The sequence below is a fragment of the Phormidesmis priestleyi ULC007 genome, assembly GCF_001895925.1.
Lineage (GTDB): Bacteria > Cyanobacteriota > Cyanobacteriia > Leptolyngbyales > Leptolyngbyaceae > Phormidesmis_A > Phormidesmis_A priestleyi_A.
Genome location: NZ_MPPI01000005.1, coordinates 102537 through 128070, shown reverse-complemented (window position 1 = coordinate 128070; position 25534 = coordinate 102537). Strand labels below are relative to the sequence as shown.

28 protein-coding genes and 1 pseudogene are annotated in these 25534 nt (G+C 49.2%); 14 read left to right on the top strand and 15 right to left on the bottom strand.

Features of this window, described 5'->3' with window-relative positions:
- Positions 1-21: 21 nt before the first annotated feature.
- Positions 22-906 (bottom strand): indole-3-glycerol phosphate synthase TrpC, encoded by an 885-nt coding sequence (trpC, locus tag BRW63_RS06550; protein ID WP_073070111.1) that lies wholly within the window; start codon positions 904-906, stop codon positions 22-24.
- 413 nt (positions 907-1319) lie between these two features.
- Positions 1320-2750: a dihydrolipoyl dehydrogenase gene (gene lpdA / locus BRW63_RS06545; protein WP_073070110.1), complete on the bottom strand. Its 1431-nt coding sequence runs from the start codon at positions 2748-2750 to the stop codon at positions 1320-1322.
- A 290-nt stretch (positions 2751-3040) separates the two neighbouring features.
- Between lpdA and BRW63_RS06540 the strand changes: the two genes are divergently transcribed.
- A complete protein-coding gene (locus BRW63_RS06540; protein ID WP_073070109.1) occupies positions 3041-3280 on the top strand; it encodes a hypothetical protein in 240 nt (79 codons plus the stop codon).
- A 53-nt stretch (positions 3281-3333) separates the two neighbouring features.
- On the opposite strand, the gene BRW63_RS06535 is transcribed toward BRW63_RS06540, so the two are convergent.
- Both BRW63_RS06535 and hisG read right to left on the bottom strand, forming a co-directional pair.
- Positions 3334-5169: an ABC transporter ATP-binding protein gene (locus BRW63_RS06535; protein ID WP_073070108.1), complete on the bottom strand. Its 1836-nt coding sequence runs from the start codon at positions 5167-5169 to the stop codon at positions 3334-3336.
- A gap of 252 nt (positions 5170-5421) precedes the next feature.
- Positions 5422-6072 carry an ATP phosphoribosyltransferase gene (hisG, locus tag BRW63_RS06530; protein WP_073070107.1) on the bottom strand — a complete coding sequence of 217 codons (651 nt, stop codon included), beginning with the start codon at positions 6070-6072 and terminating at the stop codon, positions 5422-5424.
- A gap of 22 nt (positions 6073-6094) precedes the next feature.
- Between hisG and rppA the strand changes: the two genes are divergently transcribed.
- Genes rppA through BRW63_RS06515 form a run of 3 tightly spaced genes read left to right on the top strand, consistent with a single transcriptional unit; the run spans position 6095 to position 7511 of the window.
- On the top strand, positions 6095-6781 hold the full coding sequence (gene rppA, locus BRW63_RS06525) for a two-component system response regulator RppA (RefSeq protein WP_073070106.1): 687 nt from the start codon (positions 6095-6097) through the stop codon (positions 6779-6781).
- Between the two features lie 59 nt (positions 6782-6840).
- Positions 6841-7080: a hypothetical protein gene (locus tag BRW63_RS06520; protein WP_073070105.1), complete on the top strand. Its 240-nt coding sequence runs from the start codon at positions 6841-6843 to the stop codon at positions 7078-7080.
- Positions 7068-7511: a type II toxin-antitoxin system VapC family toxin gene (locus BRW63_RS06515; protein WP_073070104.1), complete on the top strand. Its 444-nt coding sequence runs from the start codon at positions 7068-7070 to the stop codon at positions 7509-7511. The genes BRW63_RS06520 and BRW63_RS06515 overlap by 13 nt, the downstream gene beginning before the upstream one ends.
- Positions 7512-7539: 28 nt before the next feature.
- Here BRW63_RS06515 and BRW63_RS06510 read toward each other — a convergent pair whose 3' ends face one another.
- Positions 7540-8391 carry a metallophosphoesterase gene (locus BRW63_RS06510; protein ID WP_073070103.1) on the bottom strand — a complete coding sequence of 284 codons (852 nt, stop codon included), beginning with the start codon at positions 8389-8391 and terminating at the stop codon, positions 7540-7542.
- Between the two features lie 99 nt (positions 8392-8490).
- Positions 8491-9327: a M48 family metallopeptidase gene (locus BRW63_RS06505; RefSeq protein WP_073070102.1), complete on the bottom strand. Its 837-nt coding sequence runs from the start codon at positions 9325-9327 to the stop codon at positions 8491-8493.
- A gap of 337 nt (positions 9328-9664) precedes the next feature.
- On the opposite strand from BRW63_RS06505, the gene BRW63_RS06500 reads away from it, so the two are divergent.
- On the top strand, positions 9665-10183 hold the full coding sequence (locus tag BRW63_RS06500; protein WP_073070101.1) for a DUF4330 domain-containing protein: 519 nt from the start codon (positions 9665-9667) through the stop codon (positions 10181-10183).
- A 112-nt stretch (positions 10184-10295) separates the two neighbouring features.
- On the opposite strand, the gene BRW63_RS06495 is transcribed toward BRW63_RS06500, so the two are convergent.
- The 4 genes from BRW63_RS06495 to BRW63_RS06480 form a co-directional block, all read right to left on the bottom strand.
- The gene (locus BRW63_RS06495; protein WP_073070100.1) at positions 10296-10649 is read right to left on the bottom strand and encodes a hypothetical protein; all 354 of its coding nucleotides are present in this window, start codon (positions 10647-10649) and stop codon (positions 10296-10298) included.
- A 169-nt stretch (positions 10650-10818) separates the two neighbouring features.
- A complete protein-coding gene (locus BRW63_RS06490) occupies positions 10819-11127 on the bottom strand; it encodes a hypothetical protein (RefSeq protein WP_073070099.1) in 309 nt (102 codons plus the stop codon).
- Positions 11128-11205: 78 nt separating this feature from the next.
- Complete coding sequence (locus tag BRW63_RS06485) at positions 11206-12255, bottom strand: ABC transporter permease (RefSeq protein ID WP_073070098.1); 1050 nt, start codon at positions 12253-12255, stop codon at positions 11206-11208.
- A gap of 50 nt (positions 12256-12305) precedes the next feature.
- Entirely contained in the window at positions 12306-12818 is a 513-nt protein-coding gene (locus BRW63_RS06480; RefSeq protein ID WP_073070097.1) for an adenine phosphoribosyltransferase, read from the bottom strand.
- Between the two features lie 235 nt (positions 12819-13053).
- Here BRW63_RS06480 and BRW63_RS06475 point away from each other — a divergent pair, with 235 nt between their 5' ends.
- A complete protein-coding gene (locus tag BRW63_RS06475) occupies positions 13054-13413 on the top strand; it encodes a hypothetical protein (protein ID WP_073070096.1) in 360 nt (119 codons plus the stop codon).
- Between the two features lies 1 nt (position 13414).
- Here BRW63_RS06475 and BRW63_RS06470 read toward each other — a convergent pair whose 3' ends face one another.
- Positions 13415-14086, bottom strand: a complete 672-nt coding sequence (locus BRW63_RS06470; RefSeq protein WP_073070095.1) for a ComF family protein — start codon at positions 14084-14086, stop codon at positions 13415-13417.
- Between the two features lie 135 nt (positions 14087-14221).
- Between BRW63_RS06470 and BRW63_RS06465 the strand changes: the two genes are divergently transcribed.
- Positions 14222-16618: a putative PEP-binding protein gene (locus BRW63_RS06465; RefSeq protein WP_073070094.1), complete on the top strand. Its 2397-nt coding sequence runs from the start codon at positions 14222-14224 to the stop codon at positions 16616-16618.
- Positions 16619-16621: 3 nt separating this feature from the next.
- On the opposite strand, the gene BRW63_RS06460 is transcribed toward BRW63_RS06465, so the two are convergent.
- Positions 16622-17332, bottom strand: a complete 711-nt coding sequence (locus BRW63_RS06460) for a DUF1361 domain-containing protein (protein WP_073070093.1) — start codon at positions 17330-17332, stop codon at positions 16622-16624.
- A 178-nt stretch (positions 17333-17510) separates the two neighbouring features.
- Positions 17511-17624, bottom strand: a complete 114-nt coding sequence (petG, locus tag BRW63_RS06455; protein ID WP_073070092.1) for a cytochrome b6-f complex subunit V — start codon at positions 17622-17624, stop codon at positions 17511-17513.
- A gap of 224 nt (positions 17625-17848) precedes the next feature.
- Between petG and BRW63_RS06450 the strand changes: the two genes are divergently transcribed.
- Positions 17849-18223, top strand: coding sequence for a c-type cytochrome (locus tag BRW63_RS06450; protein WP_073070091.1), 375 nt, complete (start codon positions 17849-17851; stop codon positions 18221-18223).
- Between the two features lie 75 nt (positions 18224-18298).
- On the opposite strand, the gene BRW63_RS06445 is transcribed toward BRW63_RS06450, so the two are convergent.
- The gene (locus tag BRW63_RS06445; RefSeq protein ID WP_073070090.1) at positions 18299-18649 is read right to left on the bottom strand and encodes a hypothetical protein; all 351 of its coding nucleotides are present in this window, start codon (positions 18647-18649) and stop codon (positions 18299-18301) included.
- Positions 18646-19104 carry an NHL repeat-containing protein gene (locus BRW63_RS06440; RefSeq protein ID WP_073070089.1) on the bottom strand — a complete coding sequence of 153 codons (459 nt, stop codon included), beginning with the start codon at positions 19102-19104 and terminating at the stop codon, positions 18646-18648. Before BRW63_RS06440 ends, BRW63_RS06445 begins: the two co-directional genes overlap by 4 nt.
- 442 nt (positions 19105-19546) lie before the next feature.
- Here BRW63_RS06440 and BRW63_RS06435 point away from each other — a divergent pair, with 442 nt between their 5' ends.
- The 6 genes and pseudogenes from BRW63_RS06435 to BRW63_RS06410 all read left to right on the top strand — a co-directional run.
- Positions 19547-20353 (top strand): HpsJ family protein, encoded by an 807-nt coding sequence (locus BRW63_RS06435; RefSeq protein ID WP_073070088.1) that lies wholly within the window; start codon positions 19547-19549, stop codon positions 20351-20353.
- 103 nt (positions 20354-20456) lie between these two features.
- Positions 20457-21299: a glycosyltransferase family 2 protein gene (locus tag BRW63_RS06430; protein WP_073070087.1), complete on the top strand. Its 843-nt coding sequence runs from the start codon at positions 20457-20459 to the stop codon at positions 21297-21299.
- Between the two features lie 316 nt (positions 21300-21615).
- Positions 21616-22344, top strand: coding sequence for a DUF502 domain-containing protein (locus BRW63_RS06425; protein ID WP_073070086.1), 729 nt, complete (start codon positions 21616-21618; stop codon positions 22342-22344).
- A gap of 87 nt (positions 22345-22431) precedes the next feature.
- Positions 22432-23067: a transcription antitermination factor NusB gene (gene nusB / locus BRW63_RS06420; protein WP_073070085.1), complete on the top strand. Its 636-nt coding sequence runs from the start codon at positions 22432-22434 to the stop codon at positions 23065-23067.
- 52 nt (positions 23068-23119) lie between these two features.
- Positions 23120-24691 carry a signal recognition particle-docking protein FtsY gene (ftsY, locus tag BRW63_RS06415; protein ID WP_073070084.1) on the top strand — a complete coding sequence of 524 codons (1572 nt, stop codon included), beginning with the start codon at positions 23120-23122 and terminating at the stop codon, positions 24689-24691.
- Positions 24692-25099: 408 nt separating this feature from the next.
- Positions 25100-25534, top strand: a pseudogene (locus BRW63_RS06410) (guanylate cyclase); the annotation flags it as partial.

Below are 25534 nucleotides of genomic sequence, written 5' to 3'. Positions count from 1 at the left end.
CGATCGACGAGAAAAATCAGCCTAGCGAGTCACCAATTGCACAAGCGCTTGACCCGGATCAGGCTGTTTAATTAAAGATTCTCCAACGAGAACTGCCTGGGCACCCGCCTCGACTACCAAATCCAGGTCGGCAGAGGTGTGCAACCCTGACTCGCTGACGACCAAAATTTCCTGTGCTGCAAGTTGATCGCCCCGTGCGGTTAGCAGTTGCCGAGTGGTGTCTAAATCAACCGAGAAGTCTTTGAGGTTGCGATTGTTGATGCCGATCATCGTGACTCCTGCGAGTGAAAGGACGCGATCGAGTTCTTCGAGCGTATGCACTTCAATTAGAGCCACCATTCCTAGAGTTTTGACGATTTTCAAGAAATACTGCAAGTCTTTGTTAGAGAGAATCGCCGCAATCAGCAGCACCGCATCGGCTCCGTGTAGCCGCGCCCAATACATCTGGTAAGGATAAACGATGAAATCTTTACACAGCAGAGGCAAATCGACGACTTCACGAATTTGTGCGAGATTCTCAAAACTGCCTTGAAAAAACTTCTGATCCGTTAAAACAGATAGACACGATGCCCCACCCACTTGATAGGATCGAGCGATCGCGACGGCATCAAAATCTTCTCGAATCACACCTTTGCTGGGCGATGCTTTTTTGACTTCGGCAATCACCGCCGGGTGAGTTTTCCCTTGGCGTAAGGCGGCTACAAAATCGCGCGTTGGGGCAACTGACTGCATTTTTTTCTGCAACTCTGCAAGCGGGAGTCGATCGCGCATCTTCGCGACTTCAGCTTCTTTTTGCCAAACGATTTCCTCTAAAATGTGGCGCGGCTCTGCATCAAAAACATTCGCCTGATAGCGGACATAAGGGATAGTAATTGCAGGATTAGGCGGACGACGACGAATCTCCATTTAGGTAGCCAGAAACCACAAACAAACAATCAGCATGATTTGAGTCGGTCTAAGTCAGAGCCGTTGCGACCATTGACCCACACAAAACCCTAATTAGTAGCGTAACGCAATTCCCGAATAGTTCTGAGTTTTGGGCAATTGGGATCACTGACGTTTCTCAACTCAAACTTCTCCTAGGAACGTGGATTTATTAAGGTGCAACTTCTTGGACTCAACTAGCGTGTTTATTAAGTTCGTTGATGGCTCCGTTTGAGTCGGCTTGTGTCCCCTAAATCCTCCACGAGTAGGGGACTTTGAGCCAAGATTCCCGGTTTCAAAGTCCCCCAGAATGGGGATTTAGGGGGCGAAAATCTCAGCCATAACGAATCAAGCGAGTTGATCACAAGATTGACAGGTTATTTGATCCACGATCCTTAGTGGATTGCGGCTCGTTTATAGGCTTCGTCTAAAATCTCAGACAAGGTGGGATGGGTGTGGACTAAGAACGCCAAAGATCGAACTGATTGGCGATTGGCGATCGCGTTTGCCGCTTCTTGAATCAAATCGGCGGCGTGGAGTCCAATAATGTGAGCGCCTAAAACCTCTCCAGTGTCCGATCGATAGATCAGTTTGGCAATTCCTTCGACTTCTCCTTCAGCCAGTGCTTTGGCGTTGCCCTTAAAATAAGTCCGCACCGCAGACACTTCAAATCCTTCGGCTTTGCCTAATTCTTGCGCTGCGGGTTCGGTCATGCCCACAAAACTAATTTCAGGATGCGTAAACGCCGCCGCCGGAATGCTGCGATAGTCTACTTCGCGATCGCGTCCGCAGATATTTTCAACCGCAATCACGCCCTGAGCCGCCGCCGCATGAGCTAACATCATTTTGCCTGTGGCATCGCCGATCGCCCATAAATGAGGAACGGGTTCTCCGGCTGAGAGGACTTCTAAGCGATCGTTCACGGGAATATAGCCTCGCCGATCTAGCTCGACGCTGACCGATTCTAACCCCATCTCTTTGGCGACCGGAATTCGACCTGTGGCGATTAAGCAAGCATCGACTTCGAGAACTTCGACGACTTCTTTGGTTTTTGCGTCTGCAAGTTCGATTACCACAGGCGAACCGGGGGTGACTTTCATTGCCAGCATTCCGACTTTGGTTTCGATGTCGCGAGGGGCGATCAGAATTCGCTGCGCCAGCTTTGCAATGTCGGGATCGAATCCCGGCATGAGCTGATCGAGCGCTTCGATCATCGTCACTTCGCAGCCTAGAGCGGTGTAGACATCGGCAAATTCGAGACCAATATAGCCACTGCCAACGATCGCGATCCAGGGTGGCAGACTCTCTAGCTTGATTGCGTCGTCGCTGGTGAACACGGTTTTACCGTCTAGCTGCACACCCGGAGGCACAAAGGGCACTGATCCCGGTGCGAGAATAATCTCTTTTGCGGTGATTACTTGCTCACCTGCGTCGGTGGTAATCGCCACTTTTTGAGAACCTGCGACACGACCCCAGCCGTGAATCACATCGACTCCGACCCGCTTCAGGCTGTTGATTAGCCCGTCTCGCTGTTTGGTGACAATGCCGCCTGCATGATTAGCGATCGCGCCTCGATCAAATGAGACATCGCCCACTTGAATTCCTAATGCTTTTAAGTGGTGAGCGTTGCGAAGTTCTCGCACTCGACCTGCCGCCGCTAGCAGCGCCTTAGACGGAATGCAGCCCCGATTAACGCAGGTGCCGCCCATTTCTGCCGCCTCGATAATGGCAGTTTTTAGCCCACAGTCAACCGCATGGAGGGCTGCACCATGCCCACCAACGCCCGCGCCAATAATTACTAAATCGTAATCAAATCCGTCAGTCACATCTGCCTCCTGGTGCTGATTGCTCTACTTATTTTCGTCTGACAAGGGCGGATCAGACAACCTTTCAGGCAAGAGTGCCTCAGAAAACCCCAAACTTTAAAGAAAACCAAACCCTATGAAGTTATTATCAACAACGAAGTCTCGATCGTAATGAAACCATTTAGTTTAGATTGGGCATTCTGATCTGGGTAGATACTTAGCGAAACCGTGATCGACTGAGCCTATAAGGATGTTGACTTTTTTAAAGCCTCAGCCGATTAGAATTTTGATCCTTGAATTTGGAGTCAAGCATGATGGATCTGCAACAGCAAGACGCACGACGTGCCGCAGCTAGAGCATTTATTGAGTCGCTCGATAAACTGCAAGAAACGCTCTGCTCTGATGCAGGTCAAGTCGTCACCCCTGAACCGGAAGCCGTTGAAGAGGTGGTTGATCATCCTTCTGAGACTCCGGTAGAAATTAATCTCGACACGTTAGAGCAAGCAGTGGCCGATATTGAGCGATTCATGCAGGCAAAAAAGCAGGATTAGAATTGAATCGCCATCAAAAACGGGCAACTTAATGGCAATGATCCTAGGGAGACTCAGCTCTCTAGCATTTGTAATTGATATAGGCTCGCATAAAGCCCGCCTTGACTGAGCAACTCTTCGTGACTGCCCGACTCAACGAGCTGCCCTCGCTTCAGCACCAAGATGCGATCGACGTTGCGAATCGTCGAAAGTCGGTGAGCAATAATAATGGCGCTACGATCTTCTAGCAACCGTTCTAGGGCTTCTTGGATCAGTGACTCAGTGCCGACATCCAGGTTTGCTGTGGCTTCGTCGAGCACTAAGATTTGGGGATCGCGAATGGCAGCACGGGCAAACGCCAAAAGTTGTTTTTGTCCACCAGAGAGATTGGTGCCGCGCTCACGCAGCATCGTGTTATAGCCTTGAGGCAACCGTTCGATCAGGCTTGCCACGTTGGTAGCTTCAGCCGCCGATCGAATTTGATCAAAGGTATAGGTTTCGCCCAGTGTAATATTGCTTTTGACATCTCCGGCAAACAAAAATCCGTCTTGTAGAATGATTGCCATTCGTCGCCGCAGTTCAGCTTGGGGCAATTGTCTGATGTCAACACCATCGAGTAAGATTCGTCCGTTGGTTGGCTCATAAAGCCGACTTAATAGGCGAATGATTGAGCTTTTTCCCGCTCCGGTGGGCCCCACTAGCGCAACTTTCTCACCGGGACGAATCGTGAAATCTAAATCTTTCAGAACATAATCGTCTTGTTTATAGGCAAACCAGACGTGTTCAAACCGAATCTCGCCGGGGGTCGTGGGTGTTATGGATGTTCCCTTGTGTGACTTTTCTGGGTCGCGAATCTCGATCGGTTCGTTCATGATGTCGCTGACCCGCTCGACTGCCGTAAACCCAGCTTGAATCGCGGTGAATTTTTCGGCAAACTGGCGCAGGGGATCAAACAAACGTTGGGCAAACAAAATGAAGGTAGACAACAGCCCAAAGTCAAGCTGACGGTTCATTACGAGCCAGCTACCCACGCCCAAAACGCCCGAAATCGCGACGAGAGAAATCCACTCTAGCGTGGCAGACACCGCAGAATCGTGAAAGATCGTACGATCGACTTCGTGAATATAGCGTTTGTTAACGGTGCGAAAGAGTCCGCCGTTAAATTGCTCTCGTCGAAATAGCTGAACAACGCTGATCCCCGTAATGTTTTCCTGCAACATCGAGTTGAGCGAAGACAATTCTTCTCTCGCCTTATAGTTTGCTTTACGATATTGCTGCTGAAAATAGATGATCAGCCCTGTCACTGGCAACAGCAACAGCACGAGCAGCGTTGCCAATTGCCACTGCCGAGCGAACATGAACCCGGTGATCACCAGAATCGAAAATAGGTCATTCACAACCCCGATCGCGCCCGTTGAAAACACTTCTCCTAGCGCTTCGACATCGCTAGTGAGCCGCGTGATTAACCGCCCAACTGGAGTGCGATCGAAAAATCGGACTCCCAGCGACGTGACGTGATCAAACAAATCGTTGCGAATGTCTGCGGTGATGCGCTGCCCAACTTTTTGCACGAGATAGCTTTGGGTGCCGTCTAAAATCAATCGCGTCAGAATCGTGATTAACAATAGCCCCGCCAAAAAATTGAGTCCCTCAGTCAGCGATCGGCTACTAAGAAAGTCAATTTCAATGCTAAAAAAGCTCCAACTCGTAGGCTCTCGCTTGAGCAACGAGACGGTCTGACCGATCAAAATCGGCTGCATAGCATTGGCGATCGCCGATGGCACCAAAAACACCATCGACAGCAGCAGCAGCCGCATGTTCTTTTTAGCGTAAGGAACCAGCCGCAAAAAAAGTCGCCAATCCGTTTCTTTAGGACGACGGTTGGGTTGATCAGCGAGAGAGTGGGTCATAGCAATTTTGTAAAAAGCTTGCGGCACGATCGCACGCAGAGCTTAGGGCAGACATTTGTTTAACGTGAGTTCGACAGGAGTGGTTCGTTTCACCTGTGAATTCGGAAGCCCCCTAAGTTCCCTAACTTGGGGGACTTAGAACCGAAAATTTTGGCTTGAAGTCCCCCAAATTGGGGGATTTAGGGGGCAGAAGCCGCTGACAACGAAGCGAAAAAACTCGCCGAACTGACGTTTGTTTAAGCTTAACGAATCTCACGTCGCGACGGGCTGACTCACCTGTTTGCGAATCTGCTCAACGCAGTTATATAGCCCATCGGTGTCAAGGCGATAGCTGAGAGGGTGGGCGATCAGCCGCGCCGTACTTTGAAACAAAACATCGATTTCAATCAAGCCATTTTCGCGCAGCGTGTTGCCCGTCGCGACCAGATCGACGATCGCCTCAGACATCCCCGTGATCGGGCCCAACTCTACCGAACCGTAGAGCGGAATAATCTCCACAGGCAAATCTAAACTCTGAAAATAGTCATGAGCACAACGGACAAACTTAGAAGCGACCCGTCCGTTGAGCGGCAGTTCGAGCGACGATCGATAAGGACTTGATGCCTTCACTGCCACAGACATTCGGCATTGCCCAAACCCCAAGTCAACTAATTGGGCAACATTGGCGCTTTTTTCTCGCAGCACATCATAGCCGACTACGCCCAACTGTGCTTGCCCATATTCGACATAGACTGAGACATCAGAATTTCTCACCAGCAGTGCTCTAGCGGTGTTAGTCGGATCGGTGATTTGCAGTTGACGATTGCCCACCTCTAAAAAAGCACTAAAGTCAAGCCCGATCGCTTGCAGCAGTCGAATGCTGTCTTTGAGCAAAGCACCTTTGGGTAATGCGACAGTAATCATAAGTAGAGTTTTGAGTTTTAACGTGCGAATACTTCTAGTCGATGACGAAATTGAAATGGCTGACCCTCTGAGCCGATCGTTAATGCGCGAAGGATATACCTTAGATGTGGCTTATGACGGTCGTCAGGGGTCACACCTCGTCGAACAAAATCACTATGACTTATTGATTTTAGATTGGATGTTGCCCCACCAGTCAGGCTTAGACATTTGCCAACAGTTACGATCGCGCGGCGACACCACCCCAGTTTTGTTTCTCACGGCTAAAGACACGATCGACGATCGGGTGCAAGGACTCGACGCTGGAGCCGACGATTATTTAATCAAACCCTTTGAGCTAAGAGAATTGTTGGCACGAGTTAGAGCATTACTGCGTCGTCCCGCGACGTTAGAATCTGCTCCTGATCTGCGGCTCCACGTCGGTGATTTAGAGCTAGATTCTCAAAATCAAATTGCTTATCGCAAAGGACGGGCGATCGAGCTTTCTGAAAAAGAAAGCCAACTGCTGGAGTGTTTCATGCGGCAGCCCAATCAACTGCTGACCCATGACCAAATCTATCAACACCTTTGGAGCGACGGTGAAAAGCCGACCAGTAATGCGCTTGCGGCTCAGATTCGCTTACTGCGTCGCAAAATTGAATCTGAAGGAGAAACGCCTCTAATCTCAACGGTCTATGGCAAAGGCTATCGATTTGGCGGCGGTGACCTTTAGCTCCAAGGTTATGCAACCTGACTTAAAATTTCTGTAGAAGCTGATTTGGAATAGTCGTTATGCAAGCTGCTTTCAAAGTGACCACAAAAGTGCTGCCAGGTAACAAGATTGAGATTCAATTGCCATCTGGCTCTGAAGGCGACGAGGTGGATGTGTTTGTTGTCCTGCCGCAAAAGGCTTCGGTTTCTCAGAGTAATGTTCTGGACATGATTGAGCAAGCTCGTAAACGCTATGCTTTCCGAACGGCTGAGGACATTGATCAGCAAATTCGATCGGAGCGGGAGGCATGGGACAGTTAACCATTCCAGCATCGGCGGTTGTGTATGCAGACACCTCCATCTTTATTTACACGATTGAGGTGAACCCAGACTATTATGGGTTGCTCCAGCCTTTGTGGGCAATGGTTCAGGCAAAGCAGGTCGAGATTGTCAGCAGCGAATTGACTCTTATGGAAGCATTAGTAGTGCCGCTACGTGATGCCAATACAGGTCTTGTTAGCACTTATGAGCAGTTCTTGCAGTCTTCTGATATTCAGCTAGTGCCGATCGACCAGGCTGTATTACGCGGTGCGGCTCGGCTACGGGCAACAACAAACTTGAAAACGCCTGATGCAGTTCATGCCGCAACTGCTTTAAGTGGGGGATGCACTATCTTTCTGACGAATGACAGTCAATTTCGCACAGTTCCAGGATTATCCCCGATCGTACTACGAGAGGTGCTAGCGGCTTAAGCGAAAGGTCGCTCAATTTGGTCAAGTCTCATTTACTGACGCTTTGCCGCAGGTTTCTGACCAACGTAATCACCGTCACCTCTGGCGGACAAAACAATCGCCCAGGAAAGTAAGTGCCCAAACCGCGATTGACGTAGAGGCGATTGTCACCAACCTGATACAAGCCCTGTGACCATTCCCAGTGTTTCATGACTCGATAGCAAGCCCGCAAAAAAGGCAGACGGTTTCGGGTGCGCGTCGGAAGGCTGCTATAGAGTTTGGCAGACAGCGCCGAAACATTCCCCAACCCTGGAATCACAATCTGACCGCCGTGAGTGTGCCCTGACAGTTGCAGATCGACTCGCCACTGTTTCAGCAGCTCGGCGCAATCGGGGTTGTGGGCAAGGACGATGCGCGGCACCGCTTGAGGGACTTGATCAAGAACTCTCGACGCTTTAAAGTCCGGCGACCAATATTCGGGTAGCCCAACGATCGCCAGCCCTTCCCCAAATGGATAGATCACCTGATCCCATAAAACAGACACATCAATGCGAGTGAGCGCTTCTGTAATCGTGGCTCTGCTAGAGCGGTGATGGAGATCATGGTTGCCCAAAATTGCACAGACCCCGGCGCGGCTGCGAAGATGTTTGAGTTGCAGAGCCAAGGGATAGATCGGGGCAGGATCGTCTGTGACAAAATCACCTGTGATCACCACTAAATCAGGCTCGGCTTGATTAGTCGCCTCGATTGCCTGTCTCAATAAAGTGTCAGACAATCGCCTGCCGTCGTAGTGCAAATCTGAAAGCTGGATGATCGTCGTGCCGTCTAGGGCGGGGGGCAACCCCACGATCGGAATGGTCAATCGGTCAACTTTTAGCGAACCTGTGAGAAGTCTGTGCATCGTCTGGGGTCTGACAGCGACTACAGCTTAACAAAGGGTAAAGAAAGAAAGGATGAAGAAGGGATGAAACAACGCTCGTGATCGACCCTCTTTTGTGATTTAAACTCCCTGCACTCTTGAGCGATAGTCTGCACTGTTTTGCCCATCGGTGCCACTGGTCGGATTTTGCTGGGCGAGTTGACGTAATCGCACCACCCGATCGCTGGCCGCTGGGTGATTGCTCAAAAAGGTCGGCGCTGATCTGCTAGTCACCAGTTTTTGCATGAAGGCAGCCATTTGCGATTGAGCATATCCCGATCGCCCCAAGGTCGCCAGCCCTCGCTGATCGGCTTCATATTCGTCTTTGCGACTGTTGGGGAGATTTAAAGCGAGTTGAACGCCAATATTGACTGCCGTGCTGCGATCGAGGCCCGCAACTCCCAATAAACCTTGAGCAATTGACTTTTCTCGCATTTGCTTGATGGCGTGACGGGCAGCGATGTGACCAATTTCGTGACCCATGACGCTGGCAAGCTGTGCCTCGTTATCGGCGGCTTTTAATAAACCACGGTGGACGTAAACAAAACCGCCCATTGTCGCAAAGGCATTGATGCTGTCAGCATCGACAACCTGAAACGTGTAGCGAATATTAGGGCGATCGCTCTTAGCCGCAAGCCGCTGCCCTACCTGATTTACATAGTTCGTAATTCTAGAATCGCGAACTAGTCTGACCTGACTTCCGGTAATTTCTTCGTTGATTTGCTGACCCAGCGCGATTTCTTGGCGATCGTTGAGGCTAGACAACTGCACGACTTGAATGCCTCTTAAAAGCAAGTCTGCCCAAGAAAACGCTTGAGAAGCGAGCGGTTGACCTACCCAAATGCTGAGGGCAACCACCAGAGAAATGAGGGGATAAAACCAGCGCCGATACGATCGTTGAAAACGTTGATGAATCATAAAAGTGCGAGTTCAGATAAAGAAGGGATTCGCTGCGCTCAGACCAGCCCAAGAGCAAACCATTTAAACAGGAGACGGGTGTGATTGAAAATTGGTTGCAGTCTGCCCTAAAGTTCTCTATCAGCCAGAACGATCGTCGAGAAGAACCCGTAGTTCGCTGTCTTCTGCTGCTATTGATCATGCTAATCTAGGGAGCTAAAAGTCAGCCGATCATCTGAAGCAAACTCTAGAATTTTGGCAGTCAGTAGCGTGCTATAACTCATTACCGTATGGGCGAAATTTAGCACGTTTTTGCAATCAGTTTTCTTCTCTGACATCGCAACGGGGATTAGTATTTATGGCTCTTCTAGATTCTCAAGGTCGATTATTTGGCAAAGTCAGCATTCTTGATGTCGGGGCAGGACTCGTCATTTTGATGGTGATTTTTGGGATTTTCTTCTTCCCAGGAACGTCTGGCTCGATCGCTCAAACCTCTTCTCCGAAGCCGATCGAAGTTGATGTGGTCGTTCGCGGACTGAGTGCCACCGACCCTAAAAGTTTGATTAAAGAGGGTGACAAAACCAACATCATCGTTCGCAAACAGCCATCGGGAGAAGCCACCCTTAAGGTGGTGAAGTTTTTGCCTCGAAATACGATCGTGCCTCAGCCTGATGGCTCTGTGAAAGCGCTGCCAGACCCCAGACCTGAAGTGTCATTTGCTAACGATATGGTTTTGACACTGGTGAGCAAGGCGCAGATGACTAAAGATGGCCCTGTTTTGGGGGGTGAAAAAGTCAAAGTCGGCACTACGATCGAGCTAGATGGCCCAGCCTATAATTTTTCGACTAGCGTGATTTCTGTCCGGGTCGAGAAGTAGGTCACAAAAAATAGGGGCAGATCTTGAATCTACCCCTAAATCCTGAAATTTAATGCTGCTTGACTTGGATGAGACGAATTCACGTACAGAATCTTTTACGGACTTGACAGCATCACTTGTCTTGGGCTTTTTCAAGTGACTTCTTTAAGGTGTCTTCAATCGAACCCGCGCCCTGAGAATTGGAAGGACGCTTCATGTTTTCAGCGCCAGCCGTTCCTTGAATGTCATTAAGTGCGCCACCTTGCGCCCGCTCGGTTATGGCCTCAAGACCTTGAGGACCGCCCTGGTCGATCGCGTCTTTAGCTGTGCGCTCATACGTCTTAGCGGTTTCACTGGCTTCGTTCTTCATCGGCTGATCTTTGGTTGGCAAACCAGAAGCTAGTGCGGGCATGGCTAGTGAGAACATGAGAACCGCACATAGACAAGCCGTGAGAACAGAGCGAACCGTTGATAACAGAGACTTCATACAAACTTCCTCCAAATAGAAGCTAAATTTTTTGAGATTGGCAATAAATTCAATTTTAGTCTGTGTCTATCTACCCACAATTTCCAGCGTGTTCGCGTCTGTATCTGGAGTGACGTTTTGCTGGTTTTAGGCAATTATTTTGTCTATCGGAGGATAGATGTAAGCGTTTTTATTGTCCTTTAGACATAAATTCTACTCGCGGTAAAAGGGGATCTTCTACGACTCCAAAGCCCTTAAAGCCCCAGCGATCGAGCACCCTAGTCAACTGCGTTCCGGGCATCGTTTCGACTGAGAAGCGATCGCTGACACCAACTGCATGTTTGTTTAAATAGCTCAATGCGTCAAAGTGTTCACGAAACAAAAGAACATAGCCCGTTTGCGGCGAACGAGCTTCGTCACGATCGTTACGATCAGGGTAAGCGGCAAGATAACTGCCATCGGCTCTAGAGCGAATTAGATAATAAGTTTCAGACAGCATAAAGATTAAAATTGCGAACCACAAAACCCGAATTCAGGTAGGGGCATGGCATTGCCGTGCCCCTTAACAATGCCGTGCCTAGTTAATATCCGCCAGGTCAATTCTAGGATCAACCGCTTTTAACAACAGATCAGCAATCAGGTTGCCTAGAATCAGCATCACTGCGCCCATCATTAGACTTGCCATGACTAGATATAAATCTTGAACCTGAACGGCTTGCAGAATTAATCGTCCTAGCCCTGGCCAGTTGAAGAAAAACTCAGTGATAAAGGCTCCGCTTAACAAACTGGCAAACTCAAATCCGAGTAGGGTAACGATCGGGTTAATTGCATTTCTGAGAGCGTGGACGTAGATGACTCGATTTTCAGGCAGCCCTTTGGCTCGTGCGGTTTGAATATAGTCTTGCCGCAAAACGTCGAGCAATTGCCCGCGCATAATTCGCTGCAATCCAGCAAAGCTAGCGACGCTGAGGGCGATCGTCGGCAAAATCAAGTGCCAACCAACATCGACAATTTTGCCCAAAAACGATAAGTCAGCGTGATCAATACTGGTTATATCTCCGACTGGGAAGAGGGGGGACGTGTTTTGGGCAAAGATCAGCAGCAGCAGCGCCGTAATTAGACTAGAAAAGCCCTGTCCCGTGTAGCTCACGACTTGCAGGACACGATCGACCCAGCGCTGTTGATAAATAGCGGCGGTAATGCCCATCGGAATCGCGATCGCCCAAGTCACCACTAGCGATGAAATTGCGAGCAGCAGCGTTGCCGGAACTCGCTCGATCAAAAGCGACACCACCGATCGATTGTAGGCAAAACTCGTGCCAAAATCGCCTTGAGTGACAATGCGCCACAGCCACAGAAAGTACTGTTCTATCCAAGATTTATCTAACCCAAACTGTTGTCTGAGTTGCTCAATACGTTCGGGGGAAATCTTGGGATTTTCTTTCAGCGTATCGAGATAGTCACCCGGAGACAGTTGAATGATAAAGAAACTCAGAGCCGAAGCTAACAGCAATGTCAGCAACGCTTGCAGCAGACGCTTTACCACAAATATCGAGGTGTCGCTGGTGATTGCGTCGGTGAATCGCTCCCAGCCCGATTGGAGTCTTCCAAGGACAGATACAGTCATTTTGGGGTCAGGGTTCAGGGGTTAAAAAATCAGTGACAGTTAGCATTATCCTAATACTCAACTAGCGTAATGATCGGAACCTTGGGAAGCTGCTGTCTCCCGTTGAGGTCTTTTAGCTCGATCACAAAAGCACAGCCGACCAACTCACACCCGGTTTGTTGAATCAGTCGCGCAGTGGCCCCGGCTGTGCCGCCTGTAGCGATTAGGTCGTCCACAATCAAAATTCGTGAACCAGAATGCAGCGCGTCTTGATGAATCTCTAGGCGATCGGTGCCATATTCCAGTTGGTATTCGATCGAGTGAACGGCACTAGGAAGTTTGCCAGGTTTGCGAACGGGAACGAACCCGACCCGCATTTTGTAAGCCAATGGCGCACCAAAAATAAAGCCACGAGACTCCATGCCAACAATCAAATCAGGAGCCAGATCGCCGCACTTTTCAGCCAAGGTATTGATCGTATAGTTCAGCCCTTCTGGGTTGCTCAACAGGGTCGTAATGTCTTTAAACGAGATGCCGGGTTTAGGGAAATCTGGAATTTCGCGAATCAGCGCTTTGAGATCCATAAAAAGTTTGAGAGCGATAGGATATGAGTTGGGTTATCTCACAACTTGTAGTCACTTGTCATCTCGCTCGCGCCACCCAATCAAAAGAAATGATTTCAATCACGATCGAATGAAGAGATTTTTGACGTGAGGATCGCGTTTTGTTGAGCAAACCCCAATTCCTGAAACCTGATATTCTAAAATTAGTCAATAACCTATAAAGCCAACAAACTACAACAATATTAACTGGAGTTTGATGACCCTTGAGGAAAAAATTAATCAGCAGCGAGTCAAACATATTGTCAGCAGCTATCAGCTAGAAGGCAAAGAGACGGAAGCGTTTGCTGACTATTTAGAAGAACTGCTGCAAACCTATGCGATGCCGTTACTTGAGTTAGCACTTGCCGAAACTCTGATAGTTAACTGGATGAATGTGCCGATGCAAAAAGGCATTTTATTTTTGCAGCAAACGCACGATCGCTTAAAAAATTGGGAAACTCACTCAATATCTAGCAGCTTAACGCCCCAAGAATTTCAGCAAATTACCGGGCTAGACCCCAGTCCAATTTTTGGCACCTCTGAGTTTCCGCCACCCTCGATCGCGCGTTCTTGCTGATTCATTCATCCTTCCACAGTCTCGCCTTGGCGACTGTTGCCACACCCCGCACTCGAATTCCGTGTTGATGCAAAATCTGTGTGGTGGCTTGAATGGTTGCGCCAGTCGTATAAATGTCATCCACCAAGAGAACGGGATACTTAGGTTTCTCTTTTTGAAAGGCTTTCCCAATCTTAAACGCCTGAAGTAGGTTTTGTTTTCGTTGAGCGGCTGAGAGATTGAACTGCGCCTCAGTTGAACGGAGTCGCTCTAAACCATCGACTCGCATCGAATGACCTGTAAATTGACAAAAGCTTTGGGCAATCAGTTCTGCCTGGTTATAGCCTCGCTGCCTCTGCTTCTCACCGTGCATCGGAATCGGCACCACAATCACGGGCACCCGATCGAGATTAGCCTCTAACCAAGCTTGCGCTAGCCACTGCCCTAAAGGACGCGCAATCTGAGGCTGATGCTCATATTTAAGCTGCCTGATCGCTTGCCTCACATTTCCGGCATACCATCCCCAAGCAAAGACAGCGGGTTGTTCTTGCCAAAACTGGGCGGGATTGGGGAGTTGACTTTGCTGAAGCTGCCGCGTGCAGTTAGGGCAAAATTCTGTCGGAGTAGAGCGCTGGCAGAGCGGACAAGCCGACTGGAGAAACAGACTGAGCAACGATCGCACAGAAGATATCATCAAGGAGACTCAAATGTGAAGACCTGGTTAACGTACCCAAACTCAAGCCGAATATTGATTAAATGTTGAGCAATCAAAGAGTGAGGGAATCGTGTTTTAAGATCAATCGAACCTAAATTTCAATCACTCTGACGTGTGGACAATTTTTACTGGCTCGATCGGATCTCATCAAATCAGCATCTGCAAGTCGGCGATCGTGCCTTTCACCTGAGCCGTTTGAGGCAGAAGGGATATCCCGTTATTTCTGGGTTTGTGCTTTCTGCTCGCTGGTTTCGAGAGTTTTTAGAAACGATCGAGTGGTCAGATCCGCTCTTTTTTGACCTCGCGCACTCGTCTTTGCGGCTCAATGTCGAAGACGCGAGACAACTGCAAGCGATCTCGCAGCAAATTAGACAGACGATCTTGCTGACCCCTTTGCCGATCGAGTGGACGATTGAGCTAGAAGCCACTGTACAAGCCTTACATTCTGTGACTGATGAACCCACCCAAGCCGTGATTTTGCGCCCCTCGCTAGCGCTTGCCTCCTCAAAACCGAGAGAGTTAACCACATCCTTGCATTCAGAAGCGGCTGATCTGCTAGAGGCTCAAGTTTGCTGGTCGGATCAGATTTCTTTGGAAAGTGGCTTAAAACAGCTTTGGGCAGAAATGTTTCGGGCGAGAAATCTGATTTATTGGCAGCGATCGAACATTGCACTTCACCAGATTCACCTGGCTGTGTTGGTGCAGCCGATCGGAGTCGCGATCGCCTCTGGCTATCTGCAAAACACTCAAATTGATTGGGAGATTCTCGCCACTTGGGGGCTAGAACCCGCGATCGCCAATGGAGAAGTCTTACCCGACCTTTATCGACTGAATCTCGACAATGGCACGGTGTCTTCTCAAATGGGCAGCAAGACGATCGCTTATCACATTGGCTCCTCATCAAACGAGAAAGCAGATTCTCAAACAGGTGAAGGAGTGCGCCCTCTGCAACTCGATTCGCTGAGTGAACTTCAAGATCAGCAGTTTGTTTTAGAGGCTGACCAGTTGCAGCAGTTTGTGCAGCTTGCTCGACGATTAACCGCAGATTTTGGGTCACGGCTCTTACTGGAATGGGCGCTATATCGCACCGATCAAAATCCCCCACGGCTTTACCTGACTCAAATTAAAGCTCAAAGTGATGATGGTTTGATGGCTCAATCGATCGAGTCCGCTTTGATTAACCTGGATGATTCTCTAAATCAGGGATTTGGCACCCCGATCGTATCTGGGTTAGCCGCCGCATCAGGACGAACGATCGCTCAAGCCAGCGTGATCACCAATCTTCAACATCTGCCGATCGACCTCAAACCGGGGACGATTTTGGTCACGTCTGTGATCATGCCTGACTGGTTGCCTTTGCTCAAACAAGCGGCGGGTGTAATTGCCGAACAAGGCGGAATGACCAGTCACGGCGCAATTATCGCGCGCGAGTTAGGAATCCCTGCGGTTGTGGGGGCGATGCAGGCAACCCAACGGATCAAAACGGGAGACTCGCTGCTCATTGATGGAAGTGATGGAAAAGTCTATAAAGCGACTGCGGCGCTAAAACGTGAGTTTGCAAACCAGCAGACAGCAGAAACGCTACTCAATCAAACGGCTGCAATGGAGATCAAAACTCCGATCGCCACTCAACTAATGGTGAATCTCAGCCAGTCCGATCGGCTCGATCACGCGGCAAGTCTGGCAGTCGATGGCGTGGGCTTACTGCGCTCTGAGCTAATGGTGATGGAAATCTTAGATCAACAGCATCCCCAGTTATGGCTGCAAACCGGACGGCGAGACAAACTCATTGATCGGCTGTCTACCCAAATCAGCAAATTTGCTCGTGCGTTTGCGCCTCGCCCTGTTTTTTATCGATCTTTGGATCTGCGATCGCATGAGTTTCGCGGCTTAGAGGGCGGTGATGTGCCGTTTGAGACGAATCCGATGTTGGGAGTGCGCGGCACCTTTAGCTATGTGCTCAATCCCGCTCTGTTTGAGGCGGAGCTTGCCGCTTTGAGCCAAGTTTATCAAACGGGCTATTCCAATGTGCGCTTGGTGTTGCCCTTTGTGCGAACCGTCGAGGAGTTTATCTTTTGTCGGCAGCGAGTTGAGCAAGCCGGGCTGACCCACCATCCCGATTTTCAACTTTGGATTATGGCAGAAGTGCCGTCTGTGCTGTTCTTATTGCCTGAATATGTGCAGGCGGGTGTGCAGGGCATTGCGATCGGCACTAGTGATTTGACGCAGCTATTGTTAGGAGTCGATCGCGATCAGGGTTTGATGGCGCTGACGTTTGACGAACATCATCCGGCGGTGCTGAGAGCGATCGCCCAACTGATCGAGACGGCTCACAAACTTGGCATTCCCTGCTCGATTTGTGGTTTGGCACCCGTTCAATATCCCAGCTTGATTGATTCTTTAGTGCAGTGGGGCGTTACTGCCATTTCTGTCAATTTAGATGCGGTCGAATCGACCTATTACGCGCTCAACCAAGCCGAGCAAAAGCGTCTGGGCAGACTTCAGCGATAGATGTCAAAAGCGCAAAGAGTCTGCTGATCTTAGACTTTTGGCACGGGGTTTCCAGTAAGCTGCGATCGCGAGATTAATCTGCTTAAGCGGCCCATATAAGGCGCTCACGAGTAGAAATGTGATGGCGATCGTCAGCAGAGGGCGCTTTGCCAGCACATCATCCAAAATTGTTACGGCTAGCGCATCCAGGCGAGTCACGATATCCCAACTGTTGAAGCGCAGAAAACGACCCAGATAAATGCCAACGGCACTCAGGGCATGAATCGCTAACTCAGTTCTGAGAATATATCGCCCTAATCCTCGCTGTTTTAGGTAATAGCCCAGGTTGATCAGCGACACGACGTATGCCTCAAAACCAGCGAAGATGAACGCCCCATAAAGCGGAATCAGCACGAGTGTGATTAGCCAAATTGAGTCAGCATATCGCACCTCATCAATGAAGTGAATCACATCGGTCAAGATATAAGGAGCGTTTGGCAAGAAGGCAACAAAGGTCAAAACGCCCAACCACCAGAGCCACGATCGATGACGGTGAGCAAGCGGCATGGGAGGCACCGTGACGGTCGATGACCCCAGTTGAGTGCGACGAAACAGCAACACACTGAGAATGAGGGGCACGATCGCCAAAAACAAGTTCCAACTCATCCAGCGAGCGTTGCTGTGCAGAATATTAAGAGCATTTAGAAGCACGTATTTAACCGTCCAAAATTCCATAGGTCAAGAGCCACAATAATCAGGTCAGTGACGTTTGCCCCATTCATAGGGTTGAGCGTCTGACCCGTAGTCTAAAGACCGAACTTGTCATTAGTATGACAACTAGGTAACTATCTGTTGGACAAAAAAATAGGATAAGCAGCTTTCACTCCTTATCCCACTAGATCTCAACTACGTTCTACATATTTAGTCGATTGTCACGGCGATATTGAGTATAGGCAGCGACAAACAGCCCCGCCAGGGTAATGGGAACCAAACCCAACACAATGCCTAGCAGAATTGGCTCAATCATGGGTGCTCTCCTAAATTTTTAAGGGTTTGATACATTCGATCGGGGTATCCTTAATCTTTATCTTAAGCCCATCAGTCTCCAAAATCTCAACTCCATCAAGCTCTGGAGGTGAAGTCAACACCTATCTTGAGGGCTATATTTCTATCAAAACGTGACGAAAGTTGTTAAAATCTGTTTAGTTAATGATAGATAACTCGCCCAACTATTTCGTTTAGTTAAGACTTTTGAACGAGCAAACCGTTAAACCTGAAAGCCCTGGGCAGAGAATCGTGTTGATCGCGCTGGTGACGATGCTAGCGATCGTGCTGGCGATTTTTGGGTTTAGGCACCTACACAAGCCTGATCCCTATGTCCGAGAGGTGTTGTCTCGACCGGGTGACGCGATTCAAGGGCACGCCATTTTTCAGATGAATTGCGCGGGCTGTCATGGCTTGACGGCAGACGGAAAAGTTGGCCCTAGTTTGAAGGGTGTCTCGGCTCGCAAGTCTCCCGTTGGGCTAATTGATCAAGTAACTAGTGGCAAAACTCCTCCGATGCCGCAGTTTCAACCCAATCCGCAAGAGATGGCAGATGTGTTGAGCTACCTAAAAAGTCTTTAGATTGGTTTTTTGACATGACTCATAGCGTTGCGTGAACAGTAGATCGATCGGAAGTCCTTTGTGCTTGAGTCGTTTCTAGGTTTGCCCTACGATTTTCAGCAAATAGCCAGAACCTGTCGTCACAACCAAGTTATTATCACTGATTGCAATTCCAGACGGAACGCCAAACCGAGCCTTTACCAAGTCTACGATCGCTACCCCATTTCCGCTGCGATCGACTTTTACAATTAATCCTAAATTGGTCGTCAGAAACAGGTGATCATTCCACACCGCCACCCCAAACGGAATCCCAAACCCGGCTTTCTGCACATCAAAGATGACGGATTTTGCTCCTTTAGGGTTGACCCGCAGCAGTTGCCCTTTAGATTGCGCCACGATGAAATCTCCGCCCATCGCCACCACCCCAAACGGATTGCCGCCTGTCAATTCTGCAATTTGGGTGTTGCGCCTGCCGCGTTAATCCGCAACAGTAAACCAGTTGCCTCAACCACATCGGTAGAGAGAGTGACAATATAATCGTCATCACTCACCGCCACCCCAAATGGGGCACCTGCATCACCGCTTAACTCAGAAAGATCGGCGATCGTAGTCACCGTCCCATTAAGCTTGACTCGCAATAGATAGTGATTGGGAAAATAGTCAGAGGTGGTCACTATCAAGTCACTATCGTGGGTCGCGATTCCAAACGGGATTCCTAAGTTCAATTTTTGCAAATCGACCAGAGGCACGATCGTTCCTTGGGGACTGATTTGCAGCACCTCTCCATCGAGCGTTGGCACCATAAACCCAGATGAACTGACCGCAACGCCTTGCAGGGTGTAGAGATTTAAGCCTTGAGCGATCGTTGAAATAGTCGGATTTTTCTGAAGAGGGGATGACACTTGATTTTGGTTCTCTCACCTAATTTTTTTAGAGATTACGGTTTCTGGGGAACTTTTACTCAAGGAAATCAGTCTTTTGCAAAACTGCACAACTCACAGTCTTCGAGAAACTTGTTCCCTATCTGAATCCCTGCAAGTCGCTTTAATTAATGTAGAATATCCGAGTTTCTTCACAAATTTAATCTGCTCGGTTACACAATCACCTTTATCTAGACCAGCAACGCTCCAAATTGTGATTTTTCCTGAGAGTTGCGGAACCTTAAGTAGAGACCACAAAGATCGCAACTTCTCGGATAAAGGTTTATAAAGCTTGAAGCCCAATGACTGCCACAATAAGACTCGGATCGTCCATTGACTCGTTTAGGGCAGCCAGCGCTCACCCCCGCAACTCTTTCTCACCTGGTCTAAAGTTAATCCAACCCTTACACACGTTTTTAGTCGGATGAAAGCAACCAACTCAGCCCCCTTCATTCTCAAATTAGTCGGATTAATCTTAATCCTGTCGTCTCTGATCGATTTTATTACGCTGCTGATCCCGATCAAGTCGCAAGACAACGCCTGGGTCGCAAGCACCTTTACGCAAATGGTCGATCGCGGCATCATCCCGATGATCGGGCTTGCCTTGCTGTTTTTGAGCTACTTTCTCGAATCAGGCACGATCGCGTCTGAGCGCAAGCCGTTTTTAAGCCTCAGATTTTGGGCACTGATTTTATCGAGTGTGCTGGGCTTGGCGTTTTTGTTCATCGCGCCCCTTCATATGAACAACACTCGCATTCTCGCCGAGCAGTCTAATAAGCAGATTGATGACAGAGCCGCTAACCTGACGGCTGACCTCAACTCTAAAGTTCAGCAGCGTCAAGACCAGTTGACGGCGGCCCTCAAAGACGAAAAACAGCGTCAACTTTTAGATCAACAACTGACGCAAATTGGTCAAGCGATCGCGAGTGGGCAGCTCAAAGGCGACCAGCTTGCTCAAGCCCAACAAGCGCAAAAAGAATTGCAGCAGCTCAAGACCGACCCGTCTGCGATCGAGTCTAAAGCCAAAGATTTCCGAAATCAGGGGCTAATTAAAATTGCGGATGAGCAAAAGCAACTCAAAGCCCAAGCCGAAACTGATTTCCGTAAGACCAGCGTTCGCGTCGGTTTGAGCAGTCTGCTGTTAGCGCTAGGCTATAGCATCATTGGCTGGACAGGTCTGCGAGAAATGGGAGTCTTTAGAGGCTCTCGGCTCAAAGCCCCGATCCGCTAGAAGTCATTCCTGTCTAAATTGGGCGGTTGACCGTTGACATTTTTTGTCGATCGTCAACCGCTTGCTGTAAGTCACCGTTTTAACCCCGCTCAAATACCCCGGCATGTTCTCAATCTATATCCTCACGCACAACGAAGAAATTGATATCGCGGCTTGCATTGAGTCGGCTTTGCTGTCAGATGATGTGATTGTGGTCGATTCTTTCAGTGACGATCGCACGATCGAGATTGCGAATCGTTACCCGGTTCGGGTGGTGCAACACGCTTTTGAAAGTCATGGCAAACAGCGCACTTGGATGCTGCGATCGATTCCAGCAAAGCACGAATGGGTCTATATCTTAGAAGCCGATGAGCGAATGACACCTGCACTTTTTGAGGAGTGTTTGACCACTATTCTGCAACCAACTCATGTGGGATATTACGCCGCCGAGCGAGTCATGTTTATGGGGCACTGGATTCGCTACAGCACTCAATATCCTCGCTATCAGCTTCGGCTCTTTGACAAACACAAAGTCTGGTTCAGCGATTATGGGCACACCGAGCGCGAAGTTGTCGAAGGCTCTACCGGATTTTTAACCGAAACCTATCCTCACTACACTTGCAGCAAGGGCATGAGCCGCTGGATCGATAAACACAATCACTATTCGACTAACGAAGCGATCGAAACCGTCCATCAGCTCGATAAAGGCAAGATTCAATGGCGTGAAGTGTGGTTTGGCCAATCAGAAGTCGATCGCCGCCGTGCGCTCAAAGATCTTTCCCTACGGATGCCGTTTCGCCCGATCGTCCGCTTTCTCTATATGTATTTTCTGCTAGGCGGCTTTCTCGATGGTCGTGCAGGCTTTTCCTGGTGTACCTTACAAGCATTTTATGAATATCTAATTTTGCTAAAAGTCTGGGAGATTAGACACATGCCTGGGTCTAGTTCTCGTGATCACTCTGTTTGATAATCTCAGTAATGTTAAATAAGATACCAATCCTGTTCGGATATTCCCGATCGGGGATCAATGGTTAAATAGGAAAAACCTGGCTTAAAAAATCTCTGTAGACTTTGAAACATTTCTTTACAAGTCTTGTAGATTAGGATAGAGACATTCAGTAAATCAATTGAGAGGTGGGGATCGTAACCCCTGAGACAGGCAAAATCAACGAAGCACTTCGCATTCTTTGACGGTCAGAATTTTGCTTACCGCCTTTTCATCGATTGAAGTCAAGATCCTAATTTTCGTGATAATTGCAGCCAGTTGAAAGAGAGGGCTACCTGTGATCCAACGTCTTAAACAAGACTTAAAAAATGACCTAATTGCAGGTTTGTTAGTGGTGATTCCATTAGCTACCACGATTTGGCTGACGATTACGATCGCAAGCTGGGTGATCAATTTTCTGACTCGCATCCCCAAGCAGATCAACCCGTTTAACGATCTCAATCCGTTTTTGGTGAATTTAATCGATCTGACCGTTGGCTTGACGGTGCCTCTGCTGTGCATCCTGCTGATCGGACTCATGGCACGCAATATTGCCGGACGCTGGCTCCTAGATTTTGGCGAACGGATTTTGCAAGCGATTCCGCTAGCAGGAGCTATCTATAAAACGCTCAAACAACTGTTAGAAACTCTCTTCAAAGATTCTAACGGTCGATTTCGGCGCGTTGTGTTAGTCGAATATCCGCGCACTGGTGTCTGGTCGATCGGGTTTGTCACAGGCGCGATCGGTGCTGAGGTGCAGTCTCATTTCCCTCACGAGATGGTGAGTGTGTTCATTCCGACAACCCCAAACCCGACCACAGGCTGGTATGCGGTTGTGCCAGAGTCGGGGGTGATCACGCTGTCACTGCCGATCGAGGATGCGTTCAAAATTATTATTTCGGGTGGCATTGTTAGCCCTGAGTCGCTCATGTTAGCTCCTTTGGCGGCACCTCCTACTAGCAGCAGCAAGCGAGTTTTAGAGTCTTTGGTTGAGCCATCGCCTCGGCAAGCCCTGGCAGAAGAATAGCGATTTGAATCGGTCTAAAATTCTTCTACGATCGTCGATCCAAACTTGCTAAGATAACCAGACCGAACCTAGTCAACTAAATCCGCCATGCAAGCCCGTCGAATTGCCCGTGAACTGGCTCTTTTGAGCATCAGCCAGCTACCTGCCAAGCAGGAGCGATTGACCACCCAAAAACTTCAAGATATTGTTGTGGCGGCGATTCGCACTCTGGCAACTGATGCCCACGACACTCTAGAAACCGCAGTCGGCGAACTGCAACGCGGCAATAGCCGACTCCTCAGCAGCGAAACCCGCGCTAGCGATGTAGATGCGGCTAGAGAGATGGTGAGGGAAGCGATCGACCTGACCGAAACCGCCATCAATCGAGTCGGCAGAACCTTTGAAATTCCTGAACTTCTTCAGTTGGCTAACCAGCCAGAGGTGCGTGCTTATTCTTTAGAGATTCTGACTCGGTTTTATGAAGAGCGGCAGGAAGTCGATCAAGTTTTAACCAACGCCCTGGTTGGCTGGCAGTTAGACCGACTAGCACGGGTCGATCGAGACATCCTCCGCATTGCTGTCACCGAAATGATGTACTTAGGTCTGCGACTCGAATACGCAATTAATGAAGCTGTAGAACTCGCTAAACGCTATAGCGACGAAGAAGGCTACAAATTCATCAACGGGGTTTTGCGACGAGTCACTGAGCAAATAAAAGCCAGTGCAAAAGCTCGTAATTCGTAGAGAGCAACTTCAATTACATTAAATAGAGTGAGAGAAGATTCAGGTAACTGCAATGACGTTCAATTGGTTCAATCGTAAATTCGATCAAAAGGCTGAGGAATCAAAAGCAGACGAGCCTGCTCAACCCGAACCTGAACCAACGCCTGCGGCAACATCAAATCCGTCAGATGTAGATGAAAGCTATCTGAGTTTTGCCAAAGCCGCTTATGAAAACATCAAAAAGAAGCGTCAGCAGCAGGAAGAACTAGTTCAACCCGTTGAAGCGATCGCACCTCAAGAGATCTTGGCAGATACGGTAGAAGCACCCGAAGACGCGGTTCCTGTATCGCCTGAAGGGTTCTCTGTTGAAGCGGTTAACCAATTTTTAGGCACTCTAGAAGACGTTAAAAATGATTTAACAGCGGCGATCGCATCTCCTGAATCTCTTGAACCTGCTCCCGAAGTTGCGGCAATTCCGGCTGAGGCTCCACCCGAACCAGCGGCTCCTCTACCATTTTGGGCACAGTCTGAAGCCGATCGAGAAGCTCGTCTAGAAAGACTTCGGGCAACCGCGATCGAGGAAGAACAACCCCTCGCCGCCGTTCAGCCGCCCAGCGCGATCGAAGAAGCTCCCGCGTTTGCCCTCGATGAAGGATTTCTCTGGTCTACCGAAGTTTTGGCGGCTCAGGGTCGTCGCGCTGAAGACATCACCCTCGAAGAGATCACCTGGCTAAAACGGTTAAGACAGGGGCTAGACAAAACCCGCCGAGGGTTGATTAATCAACTCAAGGCGATCGTGGGTCAAGGCCCGCTCAATCAAGATGCGGTGACTGAAATCGAGGCTCTGCTGCTGCAAGCCGATGCAGGTGTAGAAGCCACCGACAAAATTATCGCCGCGCTGCAAACCAAACTGCGCGAAGAAGTGCTGCCGCCAGAGGAAGCGATCGCCTACCTCAAAAAACTGCTGCGCGACCTGCTCGATCGTCCGCTTCAGTCTCACAACCCGGTATTTGTGCCTGAGAAAGACACGCTCAACATTTGGCTGATCACTGGAGTGAATGGGGCAGGCAAGACGACGACGATCGGCAAACTCGCTCATATTGCTCAAAAGTCTGGCTATCGGTGCTTAATTGCTGCCGCCGACACGTTTCGTGCTGCTGCCGTTGAGCAGGTGAAAGTTTGGGGTCAGCGTAGCGGGGTGGATGTGATCGCCAACCCCGGACAAAATACCGATCCAGCCGCCGTTGTTTTTGATGGCATTGCCGCCGCCCAATCACGAGGCACTGAATTGCTGCTAGTCGATACCGCAGGACGACTTCAAAACAAAAAAAACCTGATGGATGAGCTGACCAAGATTCGTCGCATCATTGACAAAAAAGCAGGCAATGCCAGAGTTGAGTCTCTGCTGGTTTTAGACGCGACACTGGGGCAAAACGGTCTGAGACAGGCGCGAGTTTTTTCAGAAGCGGCTCAACTCAGTGGCGTGGTGCTGACAAAGCTTGATGGCACCGCTAAAGGAGGCGTGGCTCTGGCAGTGGTTGAAGAATTAGGGCTACCCATTCGGTTTATTGGAGCCGGGGAAGGCATCGAAGATCTGCGTCCCTTTTCTAGCTATGAGTTTGTCGAAGCCTTGATTAGTGGCTAAATTGCACATTCATGTTCGGTTTCGCTCAGTTGCGACTACAATTGCCTGAAATTACTCAGATGCGTCTGTAATTTTGCAAGCAGACTGATGTAAGTTCGATCTCCGATTACCGTCATTAATATTACGCCCTCAAGCCGAAAAACACTTGAGTGATCAAAGTGCGATCGCTAGAGTCGCCAGTTTTACGATCGGCAAACCCTCTAGCTCACCCCATCAACAGAAACCGTATATCCGAACTAAATTCAGCTTGCTTAAATCCGCTAAAACTCCCGTAAAAATAGATGCCACGCTTTGCAACCCATTCGTTACTATTGATGTTCACAACTGAGTAACGATTAAACGTTCACAAGTTGTTTATTTTTGACTTATATTCTCTAGCACGGATACTCGAATCCCTTATCTGACCTAATGACTGCTGTGCCCTTTCCTAGACAGCCCTCTCAACCGCCCGATCGCAACGGTGCCTCAGACGTAACGCCAGTGTTTGCCCTCAAGGAACTGGTGGCACGGCTGAACCGTGAGCAGCACAAAATTCAAGACCTGTTGAGTTCGCTAGGGTTTGCGCTTCGCAGTTTTAACAATCTCAATCAGTTTCTAGAGTTGATTCCTCTGATGGCGAGCCGCGTCACTGATGCTGATGGCGGCGCGCTGATCATGTTTCGCCCCAATGGACAAGTCAAACTAGAGCGGCTGCATTGCCAAGATAATCACTGGGGTCAAGAGATTCGTAAAGCTCTAGAAGCGGCAATGCGACAAGTCACCACCTTGTTTGCAGGCGTGCCCCCGGCTGAAGGATTGACTAAATCGCCCCAAGCGATCGCCAAGCTTGATCATCAAGTCAGC

Excerpts from the sequence above, each read along its gene's own strand:
- trpC (WP_073070111.1), bottom strand. The coding sequence starts at position 906 with ATGGAGATTCGTCGTCGTCCGCCTAATCCTGCAATTACTATCCCTTAT.
- BRW63_RS06540 (WP_073070109.1), top strand. The coding sequence starts at position 3,041 with ATGATGGATCTGCAACAGCAAGACGCACGACGTGCCGCAGCTAGAGCA.
- BRW63_RS06535 (WP_073070108.1), bottom strand. The coding sequence starts at position 5,169 with ATGACCCACTCTCTCGCTGATCAACCCAACCGTCGTCCTAAAGAAACG.
- hisG (WP_073070107.1), bottom strand. The coding sequence starts at position 6,072 with ATGATTACTGTCGCATTACCCAAAGGTGCTTTGCTCAAAGACAGCATT.
- BRW63_RS06520 (WP_073070105.1), top strand. The coding sequence starts at position 6,841 with ATGCAAGCTGCTTTCAAAGTGACCACAAAAGTGCTGCCAGGTAACAAG.
- BRW63_RS06515 (WP_073070104.1), top strand. The coding sequence starts at position 7,068 with ATGGGACAGTTAACCATTCCAGCATCGGCGGTTGTGTATGCAGACACC.
- BRW63_RS06510 (WP_073070103.1), bottom strand. The coding sequence starts at position 8,391 with ATGCACAGACTTCTCACAGGTTCGCTAAAAGTTGACCGATTGACCATT.
- BRW63_RS06505 (WP_073070102.1), bottom strand. The coding sequence starts at position 9,327 with ATGATTCATCAACGTTTTCAACGATCGTATCGGCGCTGGTTTTATCCC.
- BRW63_RS06500 (WP_073070101.1), top strand. The coding sequence starts at position 9,665 with ATGGCTCTTCTAGATTCTCAAGGTCGATTATTTGGCAAAGTCAGCATT.
- BRW63_RS06495 (WP_073070100.1), bottom strand. The coding sequence starts at position 10,649 with ATGAAGTCTCTGTTATCAACGGTTCGCTCTGTTCTCACGGCTTGTCTA.
- BRW63_RS06490 (WP_073070099.1), bottom strand. The coding sequence starts at position 11,127 with ATGCTGTCTGAAACTTATTATCTAATTCGCTCTAGAGCCGATGGCAGT.
- BRW63_RS06485 (WP_073070098.1), bottom strand. The coding sequence starts at position 12,255 with ATGACTGTATCTGTCCTTGGAAGACTCCAATCGGGCTGGGAGCGATTC.
- BRW63_RS06480 (WP_073070097.1), bottom strand. The coding sequence starts at position 12,818 with ATGGATCTCAAAGCGCTGATTCGCGAAATTCCAGATTTCCCTAAACCC.
- BRW63_RS06475 (WP_073070096.1), top strand. The coding sequence starts at position 13,054 with ATGACCCTTGAGGAAAAAATTAATCAGCAGCGAGTCAAACATATTGTC.
- BRW63_RS06470 (WP_073070095.1), bottom strand. The coding sequence starts at position 14,086 with ATGATATCTTCTGTGCGATCGTTGCTCAGTCTGTTTCTCCAGTCGGCT.
- BRW63_RS06460 (WP_073070093.1), bottom strand. The coding sequence starts at position 17,332 with ATGGAATTTTGGACGGTTAAATACGTGCTTCTAAATGCTCTTAATATT.
- petG (WP_073070092.1), bottom strand. The coding sequence starts at position 17,624 with ATGATTGAGCCAATTCTGCTAGGCATTGTGTTGGGTTTGGTTCCCATT.
- BRW63_RS06435 (WP_073070088.1), top strand. The coding sequence starts at position 19,547 with ATGAAAGCAACCAACTCAGCCCCCTTCATTCTCAAATTAGTCGGATTA.
- BRW63_RS06430 (WP_073070087.1), top strand. The coding sequence starts at position 20,457 with ATGTTCTCAATCTATATCCTCACGCACAACGAAGAAATTGATATCGCG.
- nusB (WP_073070085.1), top strand. The coding sequence starts at position 22,432 with ATGCAAGCCCGTCGAATTGCCCGTGAACTGGCTCTTTTGAGCATCAGC.
- ftsY (WP_073070084.1), top strand. The coding sequence starts at position 23,120 with ATGACGTTCAATTGGTTCAATCGTAAATTCGATCAAAAGGCTGAGGAA.